Source organism: Limimonas halophila (assembly GCF_900100655.1).
Taxonomy (GTDB): Bacteria; Pseudomonadota; Alphaproteobacteria; order Kiloniellales; family Rhodovibrionaceae; genus Limimonas; species Limimonas halophila.
Genome location: NZ_FNCE01000001.1, coordinates 84943 through 108905, shown reverse-complemented (window position 1 = coordinate 108905; position 23963 = coordinate 84943). Strand labels below are relative to the sequence as shown.

Below are 23963 nucleotides of genomic sequence, written 5' to 3'. Positions count from 1 at the left end.
GACAGGCTCAGCCCGTCGGCTCGCTGACCGCGCAGCCGTCCTCGCGCGCGGCCTCGCACAGCCATTCCCAGACGGAGACGCCGACGCTCCGGGCGACGATGACGTCCGCCGTCGGCGTGCCGTCCACCAGATGGATCGCCGCCGAGACGTGGCCCAGGGCCGCCAGGCGCACCTCGCCGGGCCGGAACGCGGCTGCGTGCAGGTCGACCGCGCAGCCCTTGGCGAGCACCCGGCGCGTCGCCGGGCCGGACAGGCGGATGATCGTGCGGCCCATGCTGACGTCCACGACGGCCGCCGACGCCTCGCCCAGGCCGTCACGCAGCTCGCGGTCCAGATCCCAGCCGTGCGTTCCGGGCCGCATCACCAGCCAGCGTGCGGGGCCATTCCACAACACCGTTGTGGTGCCGTCGCTGGCGCTGCCGTTGGGCTGACCCGGCACGTCGAGGCCGGTGGCGGTGGCCAGCGCGGCGCGCAGCGACTCGCCGTCCTTGTCCCAGGCGGAAACCTGCACGATGGCGACGCCCCGGCGCTCCGCCAGGGTGACGCCGGGCGCGTCGCCGCTGATGCGGCCGAAGCGGCCGGGCGCGTAAACGCTTTCCAGCGCGGAACGGGCGTCAGGCATGAAGGCGGGCCCCCTCGGGATCGACGAACACCGGACTGGTCACGCGGGCCGCGACCGTTTCGCCGTAAAGCGGGTACTGGGCGTAGACGACCTCGCCCTCGCGCTCCCGGCCGCGTTCCAGGAACGCCAGCGCGATGGAATGGCCCAGCTCCGGGCTGAACGAGGTGGAGGAAATGTGCCCCAGCAGCGTCGCCGGGATCTCCGGCTGCTCTTCGGCCGTGAGTTGTGAACCCGGCCGGAGCTTGTGCGACGCGTCCACCGGAACGAGGCCCACCTGCACCTTGCGGCCCTCGTCGTGGAACGCCTCGCGTTCCAGCGCGCGCCGGCCGATGTAGTCCTTCTTGCCGGAGAGCATGCGCCCCAGGCCCAGGTCGCCGGGGCTGGTGCGGCCGTCCAGCTCGGCGGCGACGGGGTGGCCCTTCTCGGTGCGCAGCACGCCCAGGGCCTCGGTGCCGTACGGGGCGATGCCGAGATCCGCGCCCGCGGCCATGACGCGTTCCCACACCGCGCGGCCGTAGTCGGCGGGCACGGCGATCTCGTAGGCCAGCTCGCCGGAGAAGCTGATGCGGAAGATGCGTCCCGGCACGCCGGCGACCGTGGCCGTGGTCACGCCCATGAACGGCAACGCCTCGTTGCTCACGTCCGCGTCTTCGACCACGCGCGCCAGCACCTCGCGGCTCTTCGGGCCGGCGAGCGCCATGGTCGCCCACTGCTCGGTGACCGAGGCGACGTCCACGCGCAGCTCCGGCCAGTCCACGGCGAGGTGGCGCTCCAGCCGCGCCATGACCGAGCCGGCCTTCCCGGTCGTCGTGGTCATGACGTAGTGCGTCTCGCCCAGGCGCGAGGTGGTGCCGTCGTCGTCCACCATGCCGTCCTCGCGCAGCATGGCGCCGTAGCGCGCCTTGCCCACCGGCAGGCGCTTCCAGCCGTTGATGTAGACGCGGTTGAGCAACTCAGCCGCATCCGGCCCCTGGATGTCGATCTTGCCCAGGGTGGAGACGTCCACCATCCCGACGGCCCGGCGCACGGTGCGCGCCTCGCGTTGGATGGCCTCGTGCGCGCTCTCCCCCGGCTTGGGGTAGTACTGCGCGCGCAGCCACAGCCCGGCGCTCGTGAACACCGCGCCGTGCTCGACGTGCCAGTCGTGCATCGGCGTGCGCCGCGTCGGCTCCAGGTGCGCGCCCGTGTCCTGCCCCGCCAGCGTGCCGAAGGTGACGGGCGTGTAGGGCGGGCGGAAGGTGGTGGTGCCCACCTGGTCCATGGGCTCGCCGCGCAGTTCCGCCAGCAGCGCGTGGCCGTTGACGTTGCTGGTCTTCCCCTGGTCGGTCGCCATGCCGAGCGTGGTGTAGCGCTTCAGGTGCTCGACCGCGCCATAGCCCTCGCGGTGGGCCAGCTTGACGTCCTTGGCGGTGACGTCGTTCTGGAAGTCGATGAAGTTCCGGCCCATCGAGCGGCTGCCCGGGATCGCCCAGAGCGCGCGCACGTGGCCGCGGTCCTCGCTGTCGCAGGCGGGACGCTCGGGCGCGGTGCCGCTGCCGTGCCCGGTGGCGTGGGCGGCCTCGGCGCCGGTCTTGAAGCCCTCGCGCAGGCAGTCCGCGAGGTTGAGCGTGCCCGCGGCGGCGCCCGCCGAGCGCTCGGCCTGCTTGGACGCGCCGGGGACGAAGGCGCCGATGCGGTCGTCGTAGACGGGCCGCCCGCCCGCCTGGGAGTGCAGGTGCACCGCCGGGCTCCAGCCGCCGGACATGGCGACGAGATCGCAGGGAATGCGCCGGCGCGCACCCTCGACGCGCGCGCCGTCCTCGCTCAGCGCCATGACCTCGGCAGCGCGGACGCCGTGGCCGCCGCGCGTCGTCACGACGGTGTGGCCCGTCAGCACCTCCAGGCCCTTTTCCTTCACCTGCCGCATGAGCGCGCCGCCCCCCTTCGGGCGGACGTCCACCACGGCGGCGACGCCCAGCCCGGCCGCATGCAGGTCCAGCGCCGTGCGGTAGCCGCTGTCGTTGTTGGTGGCGATCACGGCCGTCCAGCCCGGCGCGACGGCGTACTGGTTGACGTAGGCGCGCGCCGAGGCGGCCAGCATGACGCCCGGCCGGTCGTTGCCCGCGAACACGAGCGGGCGCTCGATCGCCCCCGTGGCGTGGACGACGCGCCGGGCGCGCACGCTCCACAGGCGCTGGCGCGGCAGGTCCGGGTCGGGCTCGGGCAGATGGTCCTGCACACGTTCGGCGAGCGCCACGTTGTTGTGATCGTAGTGGCCGAAGGCGGTCGTTCGCGGCAGCAGCGTCACGTTGGGCGCCCCGGCCAGCTCGCCCGCGACGCCGGCTGCCCACGCCGCACCGGACTCGCCGTCCACGCTCAGGCGCTCACGGCGCAGCCAGCCGCCGAAGCCCTCGTTCTCGTCGGCCAGGATGACGCGCGCGCCCGTCTCCGCCGCCGCCTTGGCCGCGGCCAGCCCGGTGGGCCCGCCGCCGACGACGAGGACGTCGCAGTGCGCGTGCATGCGCTCGTAGCGGTCGGCGTCCGCCTGCTCGGGGCTGACCCCCAGCCCGGCGGCGTTGCGGATGATGCGCTCGTAGAGGTGCCAGGCCTTCTGCCCGCCGCCCATGAAGGTCTTGTAGTAGAAGCCGGCCGGGAAGAGCGGCGAGAGGACCCCCGTCAGCGCGTTCACGTCGAACCCGAGCGAGGGCCAGCGGTTCTGGCTCTGCGCCACGAGGCCGTCGGTTAGCGGCGTCATCGTGGCGCGCGTGTTGGGCTCGTAGCGCGCGCCCGCGCCCAGGCCGACCAGCGCGTTGGGCTCCTCCGCCCCGGCGGACACGATGCCGCGCGGGCGGTGGTACTTGAAGCTGCGCCCGACCAGGCGCACGCCGTTCGCCAGCAGCGCCGACGCCAGGGTGTCGCCCGGATGGCCGGTGTAGCTGCGGCCGTCGAAGGTGAAGGTCAGCCGGCGCTCGCGGTCGATGGCGCCGCCCGAGGCGCCGGCGGAGAGGCGGTGCGGTTGCTCGCTCATGCCGTCTCACCCGTCGCATCCGGCGCCAGGGCGTCGTGCGGCCCGCCGGTCGCCAGAACTTCGTGGGTCGTGGTGTCGCGGACGACCTTGATCCAGGCGCGGCAGCCGGCGCTGTGCTGCCACAGCTCGGCGTGCGGCCCCTTGGGGTTGGCGCGCAGGTAGATGTGATCGACCCAGGCCTCGCGCGAGATGGCGTCCGGATCGGCGGGGCGCATCGCGGCCGCGTCGCCGCCGTAGGTGAACTCGCTCTGGTCGCGCTCGCCGCACCAGGGGCAGCGGATCAGCATGTCAGATTCTCCTAATGGGCTCCGGGCCGCGGGCCCATGCCCTTCTCGTCGACGACGCGGCCGGTGTGGAAGCGCTCCAGCGTGAAAGGCGCGTTCAGCGGGTGGGGTTCGTCGCGGGCGATGGTGTGGGCGAAGGTCCAGCCCGAGGCCGGCGTCGCCTTGAAGCCGCCGTAGCACCAGCCGCCGTTGAGGTAGAGGCCGTCCACCGGCGTCTTGGCGATGATGGGACTGCCGTCCATGGACATGTCCACGGTGCCGCCCCAGTGGCGCAGCATGCGCAGCCGGCTGGCCCGCGGGAACATGGCCGTCAGCGCGCCCGCCAGCGACTGGATCGTGGGCAGGTTCCCGCGCGCGGCGAAGCTGTTGTAGCCCTCCAGGTCGCCGCCGAAGACCAGCTCGCCCTTGTCCGTCTGGCTGCAGTAGAGGTGCGTCGCGCCGGAGGTGACGACCATGTCCAGCGTGGGCTTGAGCGGCTCCGACACCACGGCCTGAAGCACGTGGCTCTCGATGGGCGTGCGAATGCCCGCCATGTCCGCGAGCTGCGTGGTGTGCCCGGCGACGGCGATGGCGACCTTGCCCGCCGTGATCGGGCCGCGCGTGGTGTCCACGCCCGTCACCGCGCCGCCGTCCCGGTGGATGCCCGTGACCTCGCAGTTCTGGATGATGTCGACGCCCAGCGCGTCCGCCGCCCGCGCGTAGCCCCAGGCGACGGCGTCGTGCCGCGCCACGCCGGCGCGCGGCTGCAACAGCCCGCCCATGACGGGGAAGCGCGCTTGCGGCGACACGTCCAATGAGGGCACACGCCGCGCGACCTCCTCGCGCGACAGCAGCTCGGCATCCACGCCGCCCAGGCGCATGGCGTTGCCGCGCCGGGCGAAGGCGTCGAGCTGGCCTTCCGTGTGCGCGAGGTTCAGCACGCCGCGCTGGCTGAACATCATGTTGAAGTTGAGCTCCTGGGAGAGGTTCTCCCAGAGCTTCATCGACCACTCGGTGAAGTAGGTGTTCGGCTCCAGCATGAAGTTGGAGCGCACGATCGTGGTGTTGCGGCCGGTGCCGCCGCCGCCGAGCCAGCCCTTTTCCAGCACGGCGACGTTCGTGATGCCGTGCTCGCGCGCCAGATAGTACGCCGTGGCCAGGCCGTGGCCGCCGCCGCCGATGATGACGACGTCGTAGGCGGGCTTGGGGGCCTTGTCGCGCCAGGCGGGCGTCCAGCCCCGATGGCCGCCGAGGGCGTGGCGCAGCAGGCTGAGCGCGGAATAGCGCTCCCGCACCCGCGGTTTGCCGGCGTCGTCGGGCCGCGCAGGCCGCACAAGCTCCGAGGCCATCGTGACGGCGTTCTCCCCCAGTGGTGATCCCATCGCAGAGGCGTACAGCCGCCCGCACCCGGCCGTCCAGCCGGTCCCCGCGCGCGGTGCCCGCGATTATCACCTGTCAGCCGCCGCGCCGGAGTCAAGCACCGGCTGTCGATTTGCGCCCCACGCGCCGCGATCGACGGGGCCGACACCGGGTTTCGCCCCCGGCCGGTCTTATCGATCCATTTCCCCGGCAAATCGAGCCCCGGTGAGCGCGGAAACGAGACTCGACACGCCGCCGCGACGGCTCAGGCGCCATCCGGTTCGGGTGCCGCTTCGTCCAGAACCCAGTCGACGAAGGTCTGGGTTTCCGGCGCGAGCGCCGTGCCGGCGGGATGGACCAGGTGGTAGGCGCCGCGCGGCTGCATCGTGGGCGCGATGGGGCGGACGAGCTGCCCGGCTTCCAGGAAGTCCTGCACGAGGTGCCGCCAGCCCAGCGCGACGCCCTGCCCCGCGACCGCGGCCTGGATGAGCAGGGTGTAGGTGTTGAACAGCAGCCCCGAGCGGTGCCCCGGCGCGGCACGGCCTTGCGCGCGGAACCATTCCCCCCAGTCGACCCAGTCCTGATAGGACACGTCCAGGTGGAGCAGGGTGTGCTCGGCGAGCGCGTCCAGGCTGGTCAGGCCGGGATGCGCGCGCAGGTAGGCCGGGCTGCACACCGGAAAGATCTCGTCGGCGAACAGGCGCGTCGTCTCCAGCCCCGGCCAGTCGCCGCCGCCGTAGCGGATGGCGGCGTCCACGCCCTCGCGGACGGGATCGACGTAGGGGTCGAAGGCGGTGATGCGCAGCTCGATGTCGGGATGCGCGGCGCGGAAGTTGGGGATGCGCGGCATCAGCCAATAGGTCGCGAAGGCCACCGAGGTCGCCACGGTCACCTGGGCCGAGCGCCCGCGCTGGCGCAGCTGGTCGGCCGTCTCCGCGATCCGGCCCAGGCTGGCGGACACCGCGGCCTGCAGGCGCTCGCCCTCGGGCGTCAGGCGCAGCCCGCGGTGCAGGCGCTGGAACAGGCGCACGCCCAGGTCGTCCTCCAGCGCGCGCGTCTTGCGGCTGACCGCCGCCTGGGTCAGGCACAGCTCCCCCGCCGCCTTCGTCACCGAGAGGTGGCGCGCCACGGCCTCGAAGGCGACCAGCGCGGCCAGCGGCGGCAACGTCCGGTTCAGTGTCGCCATCGCGCGTCCCGCCCGCTTTATTGCGCTGCAACATTACGCAGCGTCAATCGAGCAATACGAATTCATGCCGTTCACGCCGCGATGACGATACGCCAGCCTTTTCGATGATGAAACACGCCGCGCACCCGAACCGCGGGCATCGAGGGAGGTCACGCCATGACGCACGCCATCACGGACGGGATCACGACCGGGAGCCTCGCCGACCGCTTCCCGGCCGAGATGTTCGAGGCGGCGAAGCGCCCCGTGGCGGAGGCGCGCGGCCTGCCCAACGCGTGCTACATCGACCCCGCCTTCCGGGCGTATGAGCGCGAGCAGCTGTTCGCGCGCACCTGGACGTGCATCGGCACGGCCAGCTCGCTGCCCCGGGCCGGCTATGCGCGCCCCGTGGACTTTCTGGGCGTGCCGCTGGTGATGGTGCGCGACCACGACGGCCAGGTGCACGTCTACCACAACGTATGCAGCCACCGCGGCGTGAAGCTCGTCACCCAGCCGATGCGCGCCAAGGGCCGCCTGCGCTGCCCCTATCACTGCTTTTGCTACGAGCTGGACAGCGGCGAGCTGACGGCAACACCGCACTTCGGCGGCCAGAACGTCGACGAGCACCCCGCCCTGGACCGCTCGCAGCACGGCCTGAAGCCGGTTCGCAGCGCCGTCTGGGCGGATCTGGTGTTCGTCAACCTCGCGGAGAACGCGCCCGAATTCGCCGAGCACGTGCGCCCGCTCGCGGAGCGTTGGCAGGCCTACGACCTCAGCCTCATCCGCCACGGCGGCGAGATCGGCGGCGCCATGGACTTCGACGTGGCCACGAACTGGAAGCTGGCCGTGGAGAACTACTGCGAGAGCTACCACCTGCCGTGGGTGCACCCGGGCCTGAACAGCTATTCGCGCCTGGACGACCACTACAACATCGCCGAGCGCAGCTACGCCGGCCAGGGCGTGACCAACTACGCCCCGAGCGACGACGCACCGCTGCCCAAGTTCCCCGGCCTCAGCGCCGAGCAGGACACGGCGGCGGAATACGTCGCGCTCTTCCCGAACGTGCTGCTCGGCATCCAGTCCGACCACTTCTTCTCCATCTGGCTGGAGCCGCTTTCCGAGGGTCGCACGCTGGAGCACCTGAACCTCTACTACGTCGGCGACGAGGCGGTGTCCGACGCCTACGCGGAGAGCCGCCGGCGCACGATCGCGCGCTGGGAGGAGGTCTTCGTCGAGGACGTGGACGTCGTCCAGCGCATGCAGGAAGGCCGGCATTCGCCCGCCTTCCAGGGCGGCTTCTTCTCGCCCGTGATGGATACGGGCACCCACGCCTTCCACCACTGGGTCGCGCGCGCGATGTCGGAGGACGGCGCCCTCGACCACGCGCCGGTGATGGCGGCCGCCGAGTAGGCTGCCCGTCCCGGCGGAGGGCGCCGCCGTGGTGCCCGATCCGATCCGTTTGCCTCCCCCGGCGCCGGGGTGCGCTGGTTTTCGCCCGCGCCAGCGCACCCCGCGCCAGCACGGTGCGGGGTGGCCGCCAGCGCTCGGCGGTCACCGCGCAGCCGAGCCAACGCCTTGCGCCAGCGCGATTTTTGCGGCCGCGCCGGGGCCGGTCGGCCGGCCAGCCAGCCAGGCGAATTCGTCCGCAATCCAATTGTGCTTGAAGGACGGCGGCATCTCCGTAAGGATGACCGCCGTGTTTCATCGTTCCGGAGGCCCGGGCGCTTGGCAAAAGCCCCGAGGTGGTTCAACCGAAGTCGGCGCCAGCCATCGGCACAGTCAGCCGGGTCGGCATGCGCGCGTCCCGCGCCGCGCGCCCGGATCGCGCGGCCAGCGTTTTGGCGCGTCTCCCCACCCGACATGCCCAGCCACACCGCCGGTGCGTGCAGCCATGATGGGCGTACCGCCGGCACATGGGTTGGCGGCGCACCGCTCCGCCCGCGACCGTCGTTGCGGGCCGGCGGGGCCGTGTGGCCGCCGCGACGGGCCGCCGCGATGCGGCACCCCACACAAACCACCAATGGGAGGCTTCACATCATGAAGCGTAGCCTGAAATTCGGTCTCGCGCTTGCCGCCGGCGTTTCGGTCGCCGGCGCCGCGCAGGCGCAGGAAGTCATGATCGGCCACACGACCTGGACCAGCAACCTCATCACGACGCACATCGTGAAGACGGTCCTGGAGCAGGAGATGGACCGCGAGGTTCAGCTGATGCAGGTCGACCCGGCGCCGCTGTACAAGGGCGTCGCCAGCGGGGACGTGGACTTCCACACCGTCGGCTGGCTGCCGAGCACGCACTCCGACTACTACAAGGACGTGAACGACGACGTCATCAGCATGGGCGCCATCTACACGCGCGCCCGCCTGGGCTGGATCGTTCCGGCGTACGTGCCCGAGGACAAGATCAGCTCGATCCCGGACCTGAAGAAGGACGGCATCAGCGAGAAGCTGGACGGCACGATCACGGGCATCGGGCCCGGCGCCGGGCTGACGCGCCTGTCCAAGAAGGCGATGGACGACTACGGGCTGAAGGATGCCGGCTACGAGCTTGAGATCTCCTCCGGCGCCGGCATGACCTCCTCCGTCAAGCGCGCGATCGACAACGAGGAGTGGATCGTCGCCACGAGCTGGAGCCCGCACTGGATGTTCGGCCGCTGGGACCTGCGCTACATCGAGGATCCCAAGAAGACGCTCGGCAAGTTCGAGCACGTCGACATCATCGCCCGCGAGGGCTTCTACCAGGACGACCCGGAGGTGGGTGACATGCTCTACCGCATGCAGATCCCGATCGCCGACGTCCAGGCGGCGATGTACGACGCCGAGGAGTCCTCCTACAGCGAGGCCGCGCAGGCCTACGTGGACGCCAACGCGGATCGCGTCGACTACTGGGTCAGCGGCGAGATGCAGTAAGCCGCCGGCCATCGGGCGGGCGACGGGCCCGGTCGCGACAGCGACCGGGCCCTTTTTATTTGACCACGGCAATCGAACCGACCACTTTCCGTCATCGATTATTTTTCAAAATCGGAATCGCGGATATTTAAAATACTTGTCGTTAACAAGCGGAACAAATAGAATTCCATCCGCCCTGCCGTCAAGAAAACGGTCGAGGCGAAGGTATCGCGCTCCCATGACCGGGCGGCCGAGGGACAGCACCCCGCGGCCGAAACAAACGACACCAAAACGATCGGCCGCCCTGCATTCACGGGGAGGTCGTGATGAAAATCCCGTACGACAATCCGCGCATCCACCTCTACACGCGCATCCAGAAATCGCCGTTCTTCTACGCCTCGCGCCAGCACGGCGTGCAGTCCTACACCGTCTGCAACCGCATGTACCATCCGCGCCACTACGACGACATGATCGCGGAGTACTGGAAGCTGGTGAACGACGTCACGCTGTGGGACGTCGCCGTCGAGCGTCAGGTGGAGATCACCGGCCCGGATGCCTTCGAATTCACGAACATGCTCACCCCGCGCGACCTGACGAAATGCAAGGTCGGGCAGTGCAAATACCTGCCCATGACCGACGAACAGGGGAAGATGGTGAACAACCCCGTTCTCCTGCGTCTGGGTGAGAACCACTTCTGGCTCTCGGTCGCGGACGGCGACGTGCTGCTGTGGGCACGCGGCGTCGCAGTGCATTCGGGCATGGACGTGCGGATCACCGAGCCGGATGTGGCACCGGTGCAGATCCAGGGCCCCAAGGCCAAGGACGTGATGCGCGACCTCTTCGGCCCGGAAATCCTGGAACTGAAGTACTACTTCATGACCGAGGCCACGCTGAACGGCATGCACGTCGTGATCTCGCGCACCGGCTACACCGGCGAGGTCGGCTACGAGATCTACCTGCGCAACGCGCGGCGCGACGGCACGGCCTTCTGGAATACCGTCGTCGAGGCCGGCAAGCCCTACAACCTCGCGCCCATCGGGCCGTGCCAGATCCGCCGCGTCGAGGCGGGCATCCACAGCTACGGCTCAGACATGGTGATCTTCAACGATCCCCTGAATCCCTACGAGCTGGGCCTGGACAAGCTGGTGGACCTGGATCAGGAGCAGGACTTCATCGGCCGCGCGGCGCTCCGGCGCATCCGCGACGAGGGCGTGTCGCGCAAGCTGGTGGGGATCGAGCTGGGCGGGGATCCGCTCATCGGCTACATCGAGGACTACCTGCTGGTCCACGACGGGGACAGCCACATCGGCTACGTCACCTCGGCGTTCTGGTCGCCGCGGCTGGAAAAGAACATCGGCTACGCCCTGGTGCCCATCGCCTACGCCGAGACCGGCACGCACCTCTCCGTCGCCAAGGCGGCTGGCGTCGTGGACGGCACCGTGGTCCCCATGCCCTTCGTCGATCCCAACAAGGAGATCCCGAAGAGCTGACCCGCGCGGCCGGGCGCACCACCGCGTCCGGCCGCATAACCACAGATCAACGGGCTGCTTCCGCAAACGGCATGTGACCCGCCGCGCCGGACAAAATAGGGTCATGGCGGATAGACCGGGGCAAAAATGCCCCACCCCAGGTGAAGAGGTCCGGAATGCAAACGCACGCCGACGTGGTTGTCATCGGTGGCGGCGTGGTGGGCTGCAGCGTGCTCTACCACCTCGCCAAGGCCGGCTGGACGAACCCGGTCCTGATCGAGAAGTCGGAGCTGACCGCCGGGTCCACATGGCACGCGGCCGGCGGCATGCACACGCTCAACGGCAACACCAACGTCGCCACGCTACAGAAGTACACCATCGACCTCTACCGCCAGCTGGAGGAGGAGTCCGGCCAGTCCTGCGGCATCCACATCACCGGCGGCGTCATGCTGGCCGCCGACCGCGAGCGCATGGACTTCCTGCGCCAGCTCCACGCCAAGGGCCGCTATCTGGGCATGGACACCGAGCTGCTCGATGCGGCCGAGGCGGCGCGGCGCTTTCCGCTGATGGACCCGCAGCACTTCGTGGGCGCGCTCTACGACCCGCTGGACGGCCACGTCAGCCCGGCGGACGTCACCCACGCCTACGCCAAGGCGGCGCGCACCAACGGCGCCACGATCCACCGCCACACCTCGGTGGACGCCATGCACCAGAAGCCGGACGGCACCTGGCGCCTGGAGACCTCGGCCGGCCCCATCGAATGCGAGCACGTCGTCAACGCCGCCGGGCTGTGGGCGCGCGAGATGGGCCGCATGGCCGGCGTGGAGCTGCCCGTGCAAGCCATGGAGCACATGTACGTCATCACCGACGACATGCCCGAGGTCGCGGAGATCAACGAGTCCACGGGCGAGGAGGTGCTCCACGCCATCGACTTCTCCGGCGAGATCTACATGCGCCAGGAGCGCGGCGGCATGCTGATGGGGACCTACGAGAAAAACCCCAAGGCCTGGGCGCCGCACAGCACCCCGTGGGACTTCGAGCACGAGCTGCTGGCCCCGGACTTCGAGCGCATCACGCCCTCGCTGGAAAAGGGCTTCGAGCACTTCCCGGCGCTGCAGAACGCGGGGCTGAAGCAGGTCATCAACGGCCCCTTCACCTTCGCGCCGGACGGCAACCCGCTGGTCGGCCCCGTCCGCGGCCTGACCAACTACTGGGTGGCCTGCGGCGTCATGGCGGGCTTCAGCCAGGGCGGCGGCGTCGGCCTGGCGCTCGCCAACTGGATGACCCACGGCGATCCGGGCTTCGACATCTGGGGCATGGACGTGGCCCGCTTCGGCGATTGGTGCCGCCCCGCCTACACGCGCGAAAAGGTGCGCGAGACCTACGCCCGGCGCTTCTCCCTCACCTACCCCAACGAGGAGCTGCCGGCGGGCCGTCCCCTCAAGACCACGCCCGTCTACGAAAAGCTCAAGCGCCGCAACGCCGTTTTCGGCGCCGCCTACGGCATGGAGCAGGCGCTGTGGTTCGCGCCCGAGGGCGAGACGCCGGAAGAGACGCCCACCTTCCGCCGCTCCAACGCCTTCGCGCCCGTGGGCGCGGAATGCCGCGCCGTGCGCGAGAGCGTCGGGCTGATCGAGGTGTCGGGCTTCGCCAAGTACGAGATCACCGGCCCCGAGGCGGCGCCGTGGCTGGACCACCTGCTGGCCGGCAAGCTGCCGCGCGAAGGCCGGCTGACGCTGTGCCCGATGCTCAACCCCGCCGGCACGCTCAAGGGCGACTTCACCCTCGCCCGCCTGGGCCCCGAGCACTTCGTCATCTTCGGCGCGGGCGCGGCGCAGGACCACCACATGCGCTGGTTCCGCGCGCAGCAGCCCGCGGGCGGCGGCGTCGAGATCACCAGCCACGGCCTCGACTGGGTGGGGCTGTCGCTGGCCGGGCCGCGGGCGCGCGCGGTGCTGCAAAGCGTCACCGACGCGGACGTGTCCAACGACGCCTTCCGCTTCCTGGGCATCCAGGCGATGGACCTGGGCATGATCCCGGCGCTGGTGGGCCGCGTTTCCTTCACCGGCGAGCTGGGCTACGAAATCTGGGTGAAGCCGGAATACCAGAACGCCCTTTTCGACCTGCTGATGGAAGCCGGGGCGGCGCACGGCCTCCGCCTCTTCGGCGGGCGCGCGCTCAATTCCCTGCGTCTGGAGAAGAGCTTCGGCTCCTGGGCCACGGAGTACCGCCCGGTGTACGGCCCGGCGGAAGCGGGAATGAGCCCCTTCGTCGCGCTGTCCAAGGGCGACTTCATCGGCCGCGAGGGCGCGCGGCGCGAGCAGGCTGAGGGCCCGAAGCGCCAGCTTATCACACTCACCGTGGACGCGGACGGCGCCGATCCGGGCGGCGACGAGCCCATCACCCACGACGGCACGGTCGTGGGCTGGGTGACCTCGGGCGGCTACGCCCACACCGCCGGGACGGCCGTGGCGCTCGGCTACGTGGCCGCGGACCACGCGGGCGATACGCGCGACGGCGCCTACAGCGTGGAAATCCTGGGCGAGCAGCGCCCGGCCACGCTGCAGCCCAAGCCGCTCGTCGACCCCGAGGGCACGCGCCTGCGCAGCTGACCGGTCCACCCGACGGGGGATCGCCCGGCGGCTTTGCGCCCCCGGCGGCAGGGTGAAACACTGGCCCTGCCGCCGCACGGGCAGCGAGGGCCGCCGTGGCCATCCACAACAGCGACATCGCCGAGCAGTTCGACGAGATCGCCGACCTGCTGGAAATCCAGGGCGCCAACGCCTTCCGCGTGCGCGCCTACCGCACCGGCGCGCGGACGCTGCGCGACCTGCCCCACGCCGTCGCGGCCATGGTGGACAACGGCGAGGATCTCACCGAGTTGCCCGGCATCGGCGAGGACCTGGCGGCCAAGATCCGCGAGGTCGTGGTCACGGGCGAACTGAGCCAGCTCGGCGAGCTGGAACGCGAGGTGCCGCCCGGCCTGGTCGAGGTGCTGGGCATCGCCGGGCTGGGACCCAAGCGCGTACAGGCGCTTCACCGCCAACTCGGTGTCGACAACCTGGACGACCTGCGCACGGCCGCCGAGGCGGGGCAGATCCGCACCCTCTCCGGCTTCGGTGCCAAGACCGAAGCCAACATCCGCCACGAACTCGCCACGCGCGGCAGCGGCGAAAAGCGCACGCGCCTGCGCCAGGCCGAGGAGGTGGCCGAGCCGCTGGCGCACAGCCTGCGCGGTGTCGACGGCGTGGAGACGGTCACGATCGCGGGCAGCTACCGCCGGCGCAAGGAGACGGTCGGCGACCTGGACATCCTCGTGACCTGCCGCGCGGATTCCCCCGTGATCGAGCGCTTCGTGAATCACGAGGACGTGCGCCACGTCGTTTCCAAGGGTGAGACGCGCTCCACGGTGGTCCTGCGCAACAGCCTGCAGGTGGACCTGCGCGTGGTGGCGAGCGCGGCCCGCGGCGCGGCGCTGCACTATTTCACGGGGTCCAAGGCGCACAACATCCACATCCGCCGTCTGGGCCAGGAGCGCGGGCTGAAGATCAACGAATACGGCGTCTTCCAGGGCACCGAGCGCGTCGCCGGCGCGACCGAGGCGGAGGTCTATGCCCGCGTGGGCCTGCCCGAGATCCCGCCGGAGTTGCGCGAGGACCGCGGGGAGATCGCTGCCGCTCAGGCCGGAACGCTGCCGGACCTCATCACCACGGACGCCATCCGCGGCAACCTGCATACGCACACGACGGCCTCCGACGGCCACGCCAGCCCGCGCCAGATGGCCGAAGCCGCGCGCGAGCAGGGGTGGGATTACCTGGCGATCTCGGACCACTCCAAGGCGGTGCGGGTCGCCAACGGCCTGGACGCCGAGCGCCTGGCCGCGCAGATCGACGAGATCGACGCGCTCGACGCGGAGCTGAAGGATATCACCGTCCTCAAGGCGTGCGAGGTGGACATCCTGGAAGACGGCCGCCTCGACCTGCCCGACGCCGTCCTCGCCCGCCTGGACCTCACGCTCGGCGCCATCCACAGCCACATGAGCCTGGCGCGCGAGAAGCAGACGGCGCGCGTGCTGAAGGCGATGGACAACCCGAACGTCTCCATCCTGGCGCACCCCACGGGCCGCAAGATCGGCACGCGCGAGCCCTGCGCGCTGGACATGGAGCGGGTGATCGCCCACGCCGCCGAGACCGGCTGCGTCCTGGAGGTCAACGCCCAGCCCGACCGCCTGGACCTCAACGACCTCCACTGCCGCATGGCGCGCGACGCGGGTGTCCGGCTCGCCATCGGCACCGACGCCCACGCCAAGCACCACTTCGCCTTCATGCGCGACGGCGTGGACCAGGCCCGGCGCGGCTGGGTCACGCCCGCGGACGTCATCAACACCCTGCCGCTCGGCGAGCTGCGCCGCACGCTGGCACGGTGAGCGTCGCGTTCTGGGCGTGAAGCGGGACCTACTCGGCAATCACGACGAACGGCCGCGATGATGACGGCGAAACGCCCCACCCCGCGCGACGCGCTCGCGGGCCTGACGCTCGCGCTGCTTCACGCCGCCACGCCCGCGATCGGCGCGAACCCGGCGAGCGCGGCGCAGGACGAACGCGGCACCTGGTCGTTCATCTGGGAAAACGACGTCTTTTCCGGCACGGACCGGAACTACACCAACGGCAACCGGCTGTCCTACGTCTCGCCCGCCGAACCCTGGGACGCCGGGCTCCACGGCGCCGTCGGACGCGCGCTTTTCGACGCGGACCGCCACGACCGCGTGCGCTACGGGCTGGCGGTCGGCCAGGACATGTTCACGCCGGAAAACATCGAGGCCGAGCGGCCCCTGCCCGATCAGCACCCCTACGCGGGCTGGCTTTACGGCGAATACAGCGTCTACGTCCAGGAACCCGACCGCCTGCACATCGCCGCGCTCCAGATCGGCATGGTGGGCCCGGCGGCGGGCGCCGAGTTCACGCAGGACAACTTTCACGATCTGATCAACAGCCCGGAAGCCAACGGCTGGGACAATCAGCTCAAGAACGAGCCCGCCTTCGCCCTGTTGCTGGAACGCCAGACCCGCGCGCTGGTCGAAACGGGGTTCAACGGCCTCGAACTCGACCTGACCCCGCACATCGGCGGCTCGCTCGGCACCTTGCGCACCCAGGCCAAGGCCGGCCTGACCTTGCGCTTCGGCACCGACCTGCGCCGCGACTTCGGGCCGCCGCGCGTGCGGCCGGCCATCGGCGGCACCGGCTTTTTCGAGGGCCGCAACGGCCTGAGCTGGTACGCCTTCGCCGGGCTGGAGGGCCGCATGGTCGCCCGTAACATCTTCTTGGACGGCAACACCTTCCGCGACAGCCCCAGCGTGGACAAGGAACCATTGGTCATGGACGCGCAGGCCGGCCTGGTGACCACCCTGGGCCGGGCGCGCATCGCCTACACCGCCGTCATCCGCTCGCCCCAGTTCGAGCGCCAGGACCCGCCGCACGTCTTCGGCTCCGTCAGCCTGTCGTTCAAGTTCTGAGGCGATCCCGGCAACGCGCATCGCCTGTCCGTGAAGCCCGCCCGTTCGCCGAAAGGCTGGGCGGCGCGGCGCTTCTTCACAAAAGATGATGCCCGTATCGTACGGACCTGGAAACGCGACCCGCCGGGCTCTCGCGGTCAAGCAACCCCGATTCGGCGAGCTGCGTCCGCGAATAACGGCGTCACGCCGCGCAACCGGGCACGTTGCCGGCAGCGTGGGCGGACTGGCCGGCCCTGCTCGTGATGGCTGGCGGGCCACAGCGTTCAGCGGAAGGGACAGGCACGATGATGCTCGAGTGGTTTGCCCCGGCGCTTTGGCCCATCGTCTGGGTCGCAGCGTCGACGGCCGGAATGTACCTGGCCGTCCTGGGCCTCGCTCGCTGGTCCGGCGTGCGCAGCTTCGCCCAGATGTCGACCTTCGACATCGCGGTCACGATCGCGATCGGGTCGCTGCTCGCCACCACGGTGGCGGCGAAGAACCCGCCGCTGCTCCAGGGACTCGCTGCCGTGGCGACGCTGTACACGATCCAGTTGATCGTTTCGCGCCTGCGCGTGCGCTGGGACCGCGTGGAGCGGACCGTGGACAACGCGCCCATCCTGCTGATGGGAAGCGGGGGCGAGCTGAAGCACGCGAACATGCGCGTGGCGCGGATCACCGAGGACGATCTGCGCTGCCACCTGCGCAAGGCGAACGTGGTCGATCCCGCCCAGGTGCAGGCCGTGGTCATGGAAGGGACCGGAACCATCCACGTGCTGCACCACCACGGCGCAGCCCTGCCGTGGGCGTCCTGGATCCTGCACAACGTGCGGGATTATTCCGCGACCCCGCCGGCGTCGTGAGGGGCCGGGCGATCGCGCTCACGGCCTGGCGTCCACCGTTTCGTGAGGCGCGGAGGCGCAAATGCCCGGCGCCGCGCCCTCGTTCCGGGGCACGTACACCGAGATCGCGTGCCGCCGCAGCCCCCGACGGCGATCGCGTCGACGCCCGCGTGATCGCGGAATGCCGCATCCATCTCCGCCGCGGTCCGGGGCGTGCGGAGGATCACGCGCGCGGGTGCGAACGCGCGGACGATCTCGTCGACGCGCGCTTCCCCAATCGCCGCTGCCCGCTGTGAGGGCACGAGCAGGAGGATACGCCGGGAATTCTCGTTCGCGGCGTTGCGGTCGGCGGGGTCCATCCGCGTCATGGGGCCGTCTCCGTGGCTGCGGCCTCGCGATCCGCGCAACCGGAGCCGCCGAGGCCGTGGGCCGTTCACGCTGTGGGCGCGGGGGCGCCGGGTTCGGCGTCGCGGCTGCTGCCGGACGAACCCGCGACCGCAGCCCGGAGTTCCCGCCGGCCCCTCGCCGCAAAGAGGTAGGGAACCGCCGCCGCGCGCTGGATGTTTTTGTCCTGAAACCCGCCGCGGGAACGGCGACCGCACGATCACCTCCCTGCGGCGGAGGTGTCCATTGATCGGTGAACGTCCCGTCAGGAGCCGGCCATGCTTGGATGGTCCCTGTTCTTCTTGGTGGTCGCGATCGTCGCCGCGGTGTTTGGCTTCGGCGGTATCGCGGCCACGGCTGCGGGGATTGCCAAGATCCTGTTCATCGTCTTCATCGTGCTGTTCCTCGCATCGCTGGCGGTTGCGCTCCTGCGCGGCCGACGGCCGCCCGCCCCCTTATGACGGAATGGCCGCTGCAAGAAAGGAGCGTGTGAAATGCTGCGGAAGGTCGTGATGGCGGTGGCGCTCTTCGGCGCGCTTGCCGGGGGCGTGAGCGCCTGCAACACCGCCGAAGGCGTGGGCAAGGACATGCAGAGCGCCGGGGAGGCCGTTGAGGAAGAGGCGGAGTAGTGGACCGCGCGTGGCCACACGCGTCCCGGCGCCGCAGGCGATGCCGGATCGCGCCGCACGCGATCGCGATGTAAGCGATTGCGAAACAATCGCGCGGATGACCGCAAATCGACGGTCGTGAACACATATTCGCAACACATTCAACACAAATAAATCATGCGATCAACGCAGCTCCTGTAAAAATCGGTAAAGTCTCTTGATCGCACAAAGGAACCCATCCGCCAAATTCCGTGTTCTTGGCGAGCGGACCAAGAAGCGTCCGAAGCATGCTGAAAGCCTGGGGATATGCCTGGAGGAACACGATGAAACGAATGCTGCCGATTCTGACCGTGGTGGCCGCTCTGGCGGGCGGGCTGGCCGCCTGTGACGACAACGACAGCGCCGGCGAGCAAGCCGGTGAAGCCGTCGAGGAAACCGGCGAGGCTGCCGAGGAAGCCGGCGAGGCAGCGGGCGAGGCTGCGGAAGAGACTGGCGAGGCCGCGGACGATGCCGCCGGCGACGGCGATCAACAATAGCGGTGACGATGCGGGCTCCCGACCGGCGCCGCCCAGGGGCAACGCCGAACAAACCCCAACAACGGCCCGCACCGGGCGACGGTGTTCGGGAACCCGCCCGCCACGCCTGAACACCCTCCTGCACCCGCCGTGCCGAACGGCGTCGACAACCGTATTGGGGCAAGCGCGTCCACGCGGTTTCAACCGACCCGGCCGTGCGCAGACGCGAACCCATCGCCCCGTTCCGCGCGCCCGGTGTCGGCGTCCGGTGTCGGCGCGCACCCCGTCCGGTCATCGGGCGGGCTGGCTCCGGTCGACTCGTCGAACGCCTTCGACGCCCAAAACCGGCGTTAACGCCGGTCAACAGAAACGACCGCTTCGTCAAAGCTCTTTTCTCTTCCCGTAAAACACAAATCCGTTTGGGTATCATCCATTTTCATCGTTTACGAACACCAGAACGACCGCGACGGTCAGTGCGTTATTGATGCTTCATGATTCATGAAAGGCGCTGTCTTGTCATGAACAAGCAGATCAGGACCGCGGCCGTGTGCGTGCTGCTCGGGTCGGTTTCGCTGACCGCCCTTGCCGGGTGCGAGTCCATCGAACAGGAAACCGGCGTCAAAAAGGAAACGCAGATGGGCGCCGGCGCGGGGGCGGCTGCCGGCGGCCTCCTCGCCATCCTCGCCAATGCCAATCCGGGGTGGGTCGCCGCCAGCACGATTCTCGGCGGTGTCGCCGGCGGCGTGCTGAGCGAATACCTCAGCGAGGAGGACGCAAAAAAGCATGCCGCCAACCAGTTTCAGTCCCTTCAAAACCTGGAGGAAGGCGAAACGAACACCTGGACGAACGACGAAACCGGCAACAGCGGGAAGACGACGGTGACGAAGGTCTTCACGATGGCCGACGGCACCGAATGCAAGAACTTCGTCGAGGAGATCGACACCGGCGAACGGACGTTCAAGGAGACGGGAACGGCCTGCAAGAAGCCGGGCGGCCAGTGGAAGGTGCGCACGGGCTGAGCGGCGGCATCCCACCTCGGTGTCACGACCCGCATCACGTCCATGCCAGCCGACCGCACCCGGCCACCGGGCATGCGGGATATTTTTTTTAAGCAAAACCAAGGGGAAAGTGGTGGGCGTGCGAGGATTCGAACCCCGGACTCGGCGATTAAGAGTCCGGCCATTACCTAGCTAAAACAAGCACTTACAGTTGCAAGTTGGAATCCGACGTGAGGATCATCACGGTTCCGATTTTTTTAGACTGCATTTCTGTGGCGTTTTGATGCTCTGCTTTGGTCGCGCGTTTTCAGTATCAATTCTCTACGAAAAGGTGTACATCTGTTAGGTCACTAACAGCTCACGCAAAGTGCCTAAACCCTAGCTAGACGCGCCCTTTTCGGACACAGTGCAATGGATCATCTTCTAACAACAATGTGACCTAAACGAACTGTTACAAAAGCTCAAACAGCTCTTCACTCACAATGGAGAACCCAGACATGAAGCTTCGAGCTACAATGACTATAGATATGGAAGTTCCTGGTATAATCGACGCTGCCAAAGCAGCTGAGCACCTGGATCAACTGGCGAAAGAGTTGTCTTGTAAGTACCACACAGTACGCCTCGACATGCGCCAGCGTCGTGCCAGCGCCAAGGGCTTTAGCGGGCTGCAGTCTGACCACATGTACTCCGCCGGTAAGTCCATCGACCGAGACGGCTCAGATACCCCGAACCCAGATAACCCTAAGACCACGGGCGATAATGGCGGCGAGCAACAGCCGTAGCAGCACTCGTGGAGGACGCAAACGGGGAAACCAACTTTGAACGGGACTTCGAGCTTCTGCCCCATGCTACTGAGCCAGTACGCTCAAACAGACCTATCCCTGAATAAATAGTCGTTTTATGGGCGGGGCTGCGGGACCTCGCCCATTCTTTTTCCGGTTACATTTTTCCAACCTGTTCCAACCTTGCCCCTTCGTGTGTCGCTATGGAGCGGCCGCTACCACCAGTAGAATCGGTGATATTTTTGACGCCCGCGCACCCTCGAATCAGGGGCGTCCGAGGTTGGAATCCAACCTGTTCCAACTTTTCCAACTTAGGGCAGTGATCCTGCCCTTTCATTTTTCGATTTTTTCAGGGATTTCAGGGAGATGGTGGTGGGCGTGCGAGGATTCGAACCCCGGACTCGGCGATTAAGAGTCGCCTGCTCTACCAGCTGAGCTACACGCCCATCGCGGTGCGCGCGAGGATGTAGCACCTGCCGGCGGCTTTGTGAAGGGTATCGCAGCCAGGATTTGGCTGACGGCCGCGATCCTACTGCTCGTCCTCCAGCCCGCGCCGGGGAATGCGAACGTCGCGGTGCACATGGACCGACATCAGCAACCCGAGCGTGCCGAGCATCGCCAGCATCGCGGTGCCGCCGTAGGAGATCAGCGGCAGCGGCACGCCCACGACGGGAATCACCCCCATCACCATGGCGATGTTGAGGAAGACGTAGAGGAAGATGTTCACCGTCAGCCCGAGCGCCAGGAGTCGGCCGAAGTGGTTGTGCGCGCGCATGCCGATGGCCAGGCCGTAGAGCAGCACGACGGCGTACAGCCCGAGCAGCGCCAGCCCGCCGGCCATGCCGAACTCCTCGGCCAGCATCGTGAAGATGAAGTCGGTCTGTTTTTCCGGCAGGAAGTTGAGGTGGCTCTGCGTGCCTTCCAGAAATCCCTTGCCGAACAACCCGCCCGCGCCCAGCGCGATCTTGGACTGCAGGATGTGGTAGCCGTCGCCCAGCGGATCGTTCTGCGGGTTCAGGAAGGTGAGCACGCGCTCCTTCTGATACGCGTGCAGGAACTGCCAAGCGATGGGGATCGACACGATCCCCGCCCCGATCACCACGCCGAACTTCCACAAGCGCACCCCGGCAGCGAAGAAGACCGCTCCGGCGATCATCAGCAGGATCAGTCCCGTACCCAGGTCCGGCTGCTGCATCACCAGCCCCACGGGCACGGCCACCGCCAGCAGCGGTGCGATCAGGCGCGTCGGTCGCGCCACCTCCTCCTCCGACAGGCCGTGGAAGTAGCGCGCCAGCGCCAGCACCAGCGCCACCTTCATCAGCTCCGAGGGCTGGAGCTGGATCACCTTGAGGTCGATCCAGCGCTGGGCGCCCTGCCCCGTCACGCCGCCCACCTCGGTCGCCACCAAGAGGCCAACGGCGAGCGCGTAGATCACCCACGCCCAGCGGAACCAGACGCGCACGTCGATCAGCGCCACCGCCATCATGCCGAAGAAGCCGACGCCGAAGCGCAGCGCCTGGTCCTTCGCCCACGGCTCCCAGGCCCCGCTGGCGGCGGAATACAGCATCGTGCAGCCGATGCCGGCGAGCGTGCAGACGATGAGCACCAGTCCCCAGGTCACGCCGCCGAGCTTCTGGGTGAGGGTGTAGTCCGGGTTCTGGTGGAAGGGGTTGAAGCTCATGCCCCTACCCCGTGCGCCCGCGTCCGCGCCCGGACAGCCTGAGGTCGCCGCGCGTGGCCGGATCGCGTTGCAGCGTCTCGCGCAGCAGGTCGTGCACGATCGGGGCCGCCGCCTTGGAGCCGGCGCCGCCGTGCTCCACCACGGTCGCGGCGCAGTAGCGCGGCGCCTTGACGGGCGCGTAACCGACGAAGAGGGCGTGGTCGCGCTTGCGCCAGGGCAGATCCGCGTTGTCCGTCACGCCCTCGCGGCGCTCCTCGGCCGAGATCCGCCGCACCTGCGAGGTGCCGGTCTTGCCGGCCATGTCGGCGTCGAGCTCGCGCAGCCGGGCGCTGTGCGCCGTGCCGCCGCGGCTGTTCACGACGGCGTCCATCCCCGTGCGCAACACCTCCAGATGCTCCTCGCGCACGCCCATCTTTTCGAAGGACTCTGGGGCGAAGGACTGGTTCTCGCGCTGCTCGGCAACGAGCCGGCGCCCGATGCGCGGTGCCACGGCCCGGCCCGTGGCGATGCGGGCAGTCATCACGGCCAATTGCAGCGGCGTGGAGAGCACGTAGCCCTGCCCGATCCCGCACACGAGCGTTTCGCCCAGCTGCCAGGGCTCACCGAGCTTGCGGTTCTTCCAGTCCTTCGTCGGCATCGTGCCGCCCGCCTCGCCGGGGAGGTCGATTCCCAGCGGGGCTCCCATGCCGAACTGACGCGCGGTTTCGGCGATGGCATCGATGCCCACGCGCCGGGCGAGGTCGTAGAAGTAGACATCGCAGGAGTGCTTGAAGCCGCCGACCATGTCGAGCTTGCCGTGGCCCCACTGCGCCCAGCAGTGGAAGCGCGCGTCGCCCAGGTCGTAGTAGCCGGGGCAGTGTACCTCGTGGTCCGGGGCGACGCCGTTCGCCATGGCCGCGGCGGCCACGACCATCTTGAAGGTGGAGCCGGGGTTGTAGGCGCCCGTGGTCGCCTTGTTGGCCAGCGGGTCGTAGGGGTTGCGCGTCAGCTCGCGCCAGCGCTGCTCGGAAATGCCGAGCGCGAAGGTGTTGTTGTCGAAGCTGGGCGTGGAGGCCAGGGCCAGAACGTCGCCAGTGGACACGTCCAGGATGACCGTGGAGGCGCTGCGCGCGTTGGAAATGCGGGCGTGGGCCCGTTTCTGCAGCTCGGTATCCAGCGTGGTGACGAGGTCGTGGCCCGGCTTGCCGGGGTCGCGGTCCAGCTCGCGGATGGTGCGGCCGACGGCGTTGACCTCGACCTGGCTGGTGCCCGCCTCGCCACGCAGCGCGGTGTCGTACTGCTTCTCCAGCCCCGTTTTGCCGACGAAGAAGCCCGGCACCTCCAGCAGCGGATCGTCCTTGCGCATGTCCTTTTTGTCGACGGCGCCGACGTAGCCGAGGACGTGCGACAGCGCCGCCCCGTGCGGATAGGCGCGCGTCTGGCCCACGTCGATGTTCACGCCGGGCAGCCGGGGCGCGTTAACTTCGATCCGGCTGACGGTTTCCCAGGACAGATTCTCCGCCACCTTCACGGGCACAAAGGGGCGCTTGGCGTGGACGTCGTCCAGGATGCGCCGCTTCTCGGCCTCGCTGAGTTGCACGATGCGGCTCAAGCGGTCGAGCGTGCGCTCGATGTCGGCGGCCTGCTCGGCCACCAGCATGACCCGGTAATTGTGCTCGTTGACGGCGACGGGCGTGCCGTACCGGTCGAGAATGCGCCCGCGCGGCGGCGCCAGCAGGCGCAGGGATACGCGGTTCTCCTCCGCCAGCGTGGCGTAGCGCTCGTTCTCCACGATCTGCAGCTCATAGAGCCGTGCCGCCAGGCCGCCGAACAGCAGGAGCTGCCCGCCGCCGAGCAGCAGCGCCCGGCGGGAGAAGGTCTTGTAGCGCCCATGCTCCTCGTTGAGCAGCGACATCCC

19 protein-coding genes and 1 tRNA gene are annotated in these 23963 nt (G+C 69.0%); 12 read left to right on the top strand and 8 right to left on the bottom strand.

What is annotated here, in order from left to right; all coding sequences use genetic code 11:
• Positions 1-7: 7 nt before the first annotated feature.
• From BLQ43_RS00490 to gcvA, 5 genes are all read right to left on the bottom strand, one after another.
• On the bottom strand, positions 8-622 hold the full coding sequence (locus BLQ43_RS00490; protein ID WP_090018164.1) for a sarcosine oxidase subunit gamma: 615 nt from the start codon (positions 620-622) through the stop codon (positions 8-10).
• Positions 615-3629, bottom strand: a complete 3015-nt coding sequence (locus BLQ43_RS00485; RefSeq protein WP_090018163.1) for a sarcosine oxidase subunit alpha family protein — start codon at positions 3627-3629, stop codon at positions 615-617. The genes BLQ43_RS00490 and BLQ43_RS00485 overlap by 8 nt, the downstream gene beginning before the upstream one ends.
• Positions 3626-3916 (bottom strand): sarcosine oxidase subunit delta, encoded by a 291-nt coding sequence (locus BLQ43_RS00480; RefSeq protein WP_090018162.1) that lies wholly within the window; start codon positions 3914-3916, stop codon positions 3626-3628. Before BLQ43_RS00480 ends, BLQ43_RS00485 begins: the two co-directional genes overlap by 4 nt.
• An 11-nt stretch (positions 3917-3927) precedes the next feature.
• Positions 3928-5241: a sarcosine oxidase subunit beta family protein gene (locus tag BLQ43_RS00475; protein WP_090018161.1), complete on the bottom strand. Its 1314-nt coding sequence runs from the start codon at positions 5239-5241 to the stop codon at positions 3928-3930.
• Positions 5242-5516: 275 nt separating this feature from the next.
• Positions 5517-6437 carry a transcriptional regulator GcvA gene (gcvA, locus tag BLQ43_RS00470; RefSeq protein ID WP_090018160.1) on the bottom strand — a complete coding sequence of 307 codons (921 nt, stop codon included), beginning with the start codon at positions 6435-6437 and terminating at the stop codon, positions 5517-5519.
• A 156-nt stretch (positions 6438-6593) separates the two neighbouring features.
• Here gcvA and BLQ43_RS00465 point away from each other — a divergent pair, with 156 nt between their 5' ends.
• The 12 genes from BLQ43_RS00465 to BLQ43_RS14175 all read left to right on the top strand — a co-directional run bounded on the left by BLQ43_RS00465 (position 6594) and on the right by BLQ43_RS14175 (position 20385).
• Complete coding sequence (locus BLQ43_RS00465) at positions 6594-7823, top strand: aromatic ring-hydroxylating oxygenase subunit alpha (RefSeq protein WP_218119069.1); 1230 nt, start codon at positions 6594-6596, stop codon at positions 7821-7823.
• Between the two features lie 627 nt (positions 7824-8450).
• Complete coding sequence (locus BLQ43_RS00460; RefSeq protein ID WP_090018159.1) at positions 8451-9320, top strand: glycine betaine ABC transporter substrate-binding protein; 870 nt, start codon at positions 8451-8453, stop codon at positions 9318-9320.
• 305 nt (positions 9321-9625) lie between these two features.
• Positions 9626-10789, top strand: a complete 1164-nt coding sequence (locus BLQ43_RS00455) for a glycine cleavage T C-terminal barrel domain-containing protein (RefSeq protein WP_090018158.1) — start codon at positions 9626-9628, stop codon at positions 10787-10789.
• 155 nt (positions 10790-10944) lie between these two features.
• Positions 10945-13380: a GcvT family protein gene (locus tag BLQ43_RS00450; RefSeq protein ID WP_090018157.1), complete on the top strand. Its 2436-nt coding sequence runs from the start codon at positions 10945-10947 to the stop codon at positions 13378-13380.
• A gap of 95 nt (positions 13381-13475) precedes the next feature.
• Positions 13476-15194 carry a DNA polymerase/3'-5' exonuclease PolX gene (gene polX, locus BLQ43_RS00445; RefSeq protein WP_090018156.1) on the top strand — a complete coding sequence of 573 codons (1719 nt, stop codon included), beginning with the start codon at positions 13476-13478 and terminating at the stop codon, positions 15192-15194.
• A gap of 60 nt (positions 15195-15254) precedes the next feature.
• Positions 15255-16280: a lipid A deacylase LpxR family protein gene (locus BLQ43_RS00440; protein ID WP_176758445.1), complete on the top strand. Its 1026-nt coding sequence runs from the start codon at positions 15255-15257 to the stop codon at positions 16278-16280.
• Positions 16281-16564: 284 nt separating this feature from the next.
• The gene (locus BLQ43_RS00435) at positions 16565-17119 is read left to right on the top strand and encodes a DUF421 domain-containing protein (RefSeq protein WP_218119068.1); all 555 of its coding nucleotides are present in this window, start codon (positions 16565-16567) and stop codon (positions 17117-17119) included.
• A gap of 641 nt (positions 17120-17760) precedes the next feature.
• Positions 17761-17943: a DUF1328 domain-containing protein gene (locus tag BLQ43_RS00425; protein ID WP_090018153.1), complete on the top strand. Its 183-nt coding sequence runs from the start codon at positions 17761-17763 to the stop codon at positions 17941-17943.
• A 33-nt stretch (positions 17944-17976) separates the two neighbouring features.
• Positions 17977-18111, top strand: coding sequence for an entericidin A/B family lipoprotein (locus BLQ43_RS00420; RefSeq protein ID WP_090018152.1), 135 nt, complete (start codon positions 17977-17979; stop codon positions 18109-18111).
• A 266-nt stretch (positions 18112-18377) separates the two neighbouring features.
• A complete protein-coding gene (locus BLQ43_RS00415) occupies positions 18378-18626 on the top strand; it encodes a hypothetical protein (protein ID WP_218119067.1) in 249 nt (82 codons plus the stop codon).
• 497 nt (positions 18627-19123) lie between these two features.
• Positions 19124-19624 (top strand): RT0821/Lpp0805 family surface protein, encoded by a 501-nt coding sequence (locus BLQ43_RS00410; RefSeq protein WP_090018150.1) that lies wholly within the window; start codon positions 19124-19126, stop codon positions 19622-19624.
• Positions 19625-20100: 476 nt separating this feature from the next.
• On the top strand, positions 20101-20385 hold the full coding sequence (locus BLQ43_RS14175) for a hypothetical protein (RefSeq protein ID WP_143006095.1): 285 nt from the start codon (positions 20101-20103) through the stop codon (positions 20383-20385).
• A gap of 370 nt (positions 20386-20755) precedes the next feature.
• On the opposite strand, the gene BLQ43_RS00405 is transcribed toward BLQ43_RS14175, so the two are convergent.
• From BLQ43_RS00405 to mrdA, 3 genes are all read right to left on the bottom strand, one after another.
• Positions 20756-20831 (bottom strand) — tRNA-Lys (locus tag BLQ43_RS00405).
• A gap of 83 nt (positions 20832-20914) precedes the next feature.
• The gene (gene rodA, locus BLQ43_RS00400; protein WP_090018149.1) at positions 20915-22066 is read right to left on the bottom strand and encodes a rod shape-determining protein RodA; all 1152 of its coding nucleotides are present in this window, start codon (positions 22064-22066) and stop codon (positions 20915-20917) included.
• Positions 22067-22070: 4 nt separating this feature from the next.
• Positions 22071-23960, bottom strand: a complete 1890-nt coding sequence (gene mrdA / locus BLQ43_RS00395) for a penicillin-binding protein 2 (protein ID WP_090018148.1) — start codon at positions 23958-23960, stop codon at positions 22071-22073.
• Positions 23961-23963 lie beyond the last annotated feature (3 nt).

Excerpts from the sequence above, each read along its gene's own strand:
- BLQ43_RS00440 (WP_176758445.1), top strand. The coding sequence starts at position 15,255 with ATGACGGCGAAACGCCCCACCCCGCGCGACGCGCTCGCGGGCCTGACG.
- BLQ43_RS00460 (WP_090018159.1), top strand. The coding sequence starts at position 8,451 with ATGAAGCGTAGCCTGAAATTCGGTCTCGCGCTTGCCGCCGGCGTTTCG.
- BLQ43_RS00420 (WP_090018152.1), top strand. The coding sequence starts at position 17,977 with ATGCTGCGGAAGGTCGTGATGGCGGTGGCGCTCTTCGGCGCGCTTGCC.
- BLQ43_RS00490 (WP_090018164.1), bottom strand. The coding sequence starts at position 622 with ATGCCTGACGCCCGTTCCGCGCTGGAAAGCGTTTACGCGCCCGGCCGC.
- BLQ43_RS00450 (WP_090018157.1), top strand. The coding sequence starts at position 10,945 with ATGCAAACGCACGCCGACGTGGTTGTCATCGGTGGCGGCGTGGTGGGC.
- mrdA (WP_090018148.1), bottom strand. The coding sequence starts at position 23,960 with ATGTCGCTGCTCAACGAGGAGCATGGGCGCTACAAGACCTTCTCCCGC.
- BLQ43_RS00455 (WP_090018158.1), top strand. The coding sequence starts at position 9,626 with ATGAAAATCCCGTACGACAATCCGCGCATCCACCTCTACACGCGCATC.
- BLQ43_RS00475 (WP_090018161.1), bottom strand. The coding sequence starts at position 5,241 with ATGGCCTCGGAGCTTGTGCGGCCTGCGCGGCCCGACGACGCCGGCAAA.
- BLQ43_RS00435 (WP_218119068.1), top strand. The coding sequence starts at position 16,565 with ATGATGCTCGAGTGGTTTGCCCCGGCGCTTTGGCCCATCGTCTGGGTC.
- gcvA (WP_090018160.1), bottom strand. The coding sequence starts at position 6,437 with ATGGCGACACTGAACCGGACGTTGCCGCCGCTGGCCGCGCTGGTCGCC.
- BLQ43_RS00465 (WP_218119069.1), top strand. The coding sequence starts at position 6,594 with ATGACGCACGCCATCACGGACGGGATCACGACCGGGAGCCTCGCCGAC.
- BLQ43_RS00425 (WP_090018153.1), top strand. The coding sequence starts at position 17,761 with ATGCTTGGATGGTCCCTGTTCTTCTTGGTGGTCGCGATCGTCGCCGCG.
- BLQ43_RS14175 (WP_143006095.1), top strand. The coding sequence starts at position 20,101 with ATGAAGCTTCGAGCTACAATGACTATAGATATGGAAGTTCCTGGTATA.
- BLQ43_RS00410 (WP_090018150.1), top strand. The coding sequence starts at position 19,124 with ATGAACAAGCAGATCAGGACCGCGGCCGTGTGCGTGCTGCTCGGGTCG.
- BLQ43_RS00415 (WP_218119067.1), top strand. The coding sequence starts at position 18,378 with ATGCTGAAAGCCTGGGGATATGCCTGGAGGAACACGATGAAACGAATG.
- rodA (WP_090018149.1), bottom strand. The coding sequence starts at position 22,066 with ATGAGCTTCAACCCCTTCCACCAGAACCCGGACTACACCCTCACCCAG.
- BLQ43_RS00480 (WP_090018162.1), bottom strand. The coding sequence starts at position 3,916 with ATGCTGATCCGCTGCCCCTGGTGCGGCGAGCGCGACCAGAGCGAGTTC.
- BLQ43_RS00485 (WP_090018163.1), bottom strand. The coding sequence starts at position 3,629 with ATGAGCGAGCAACCGCACCGCCTCTCCGCCGGCGCCTCGGGCGGCGCC.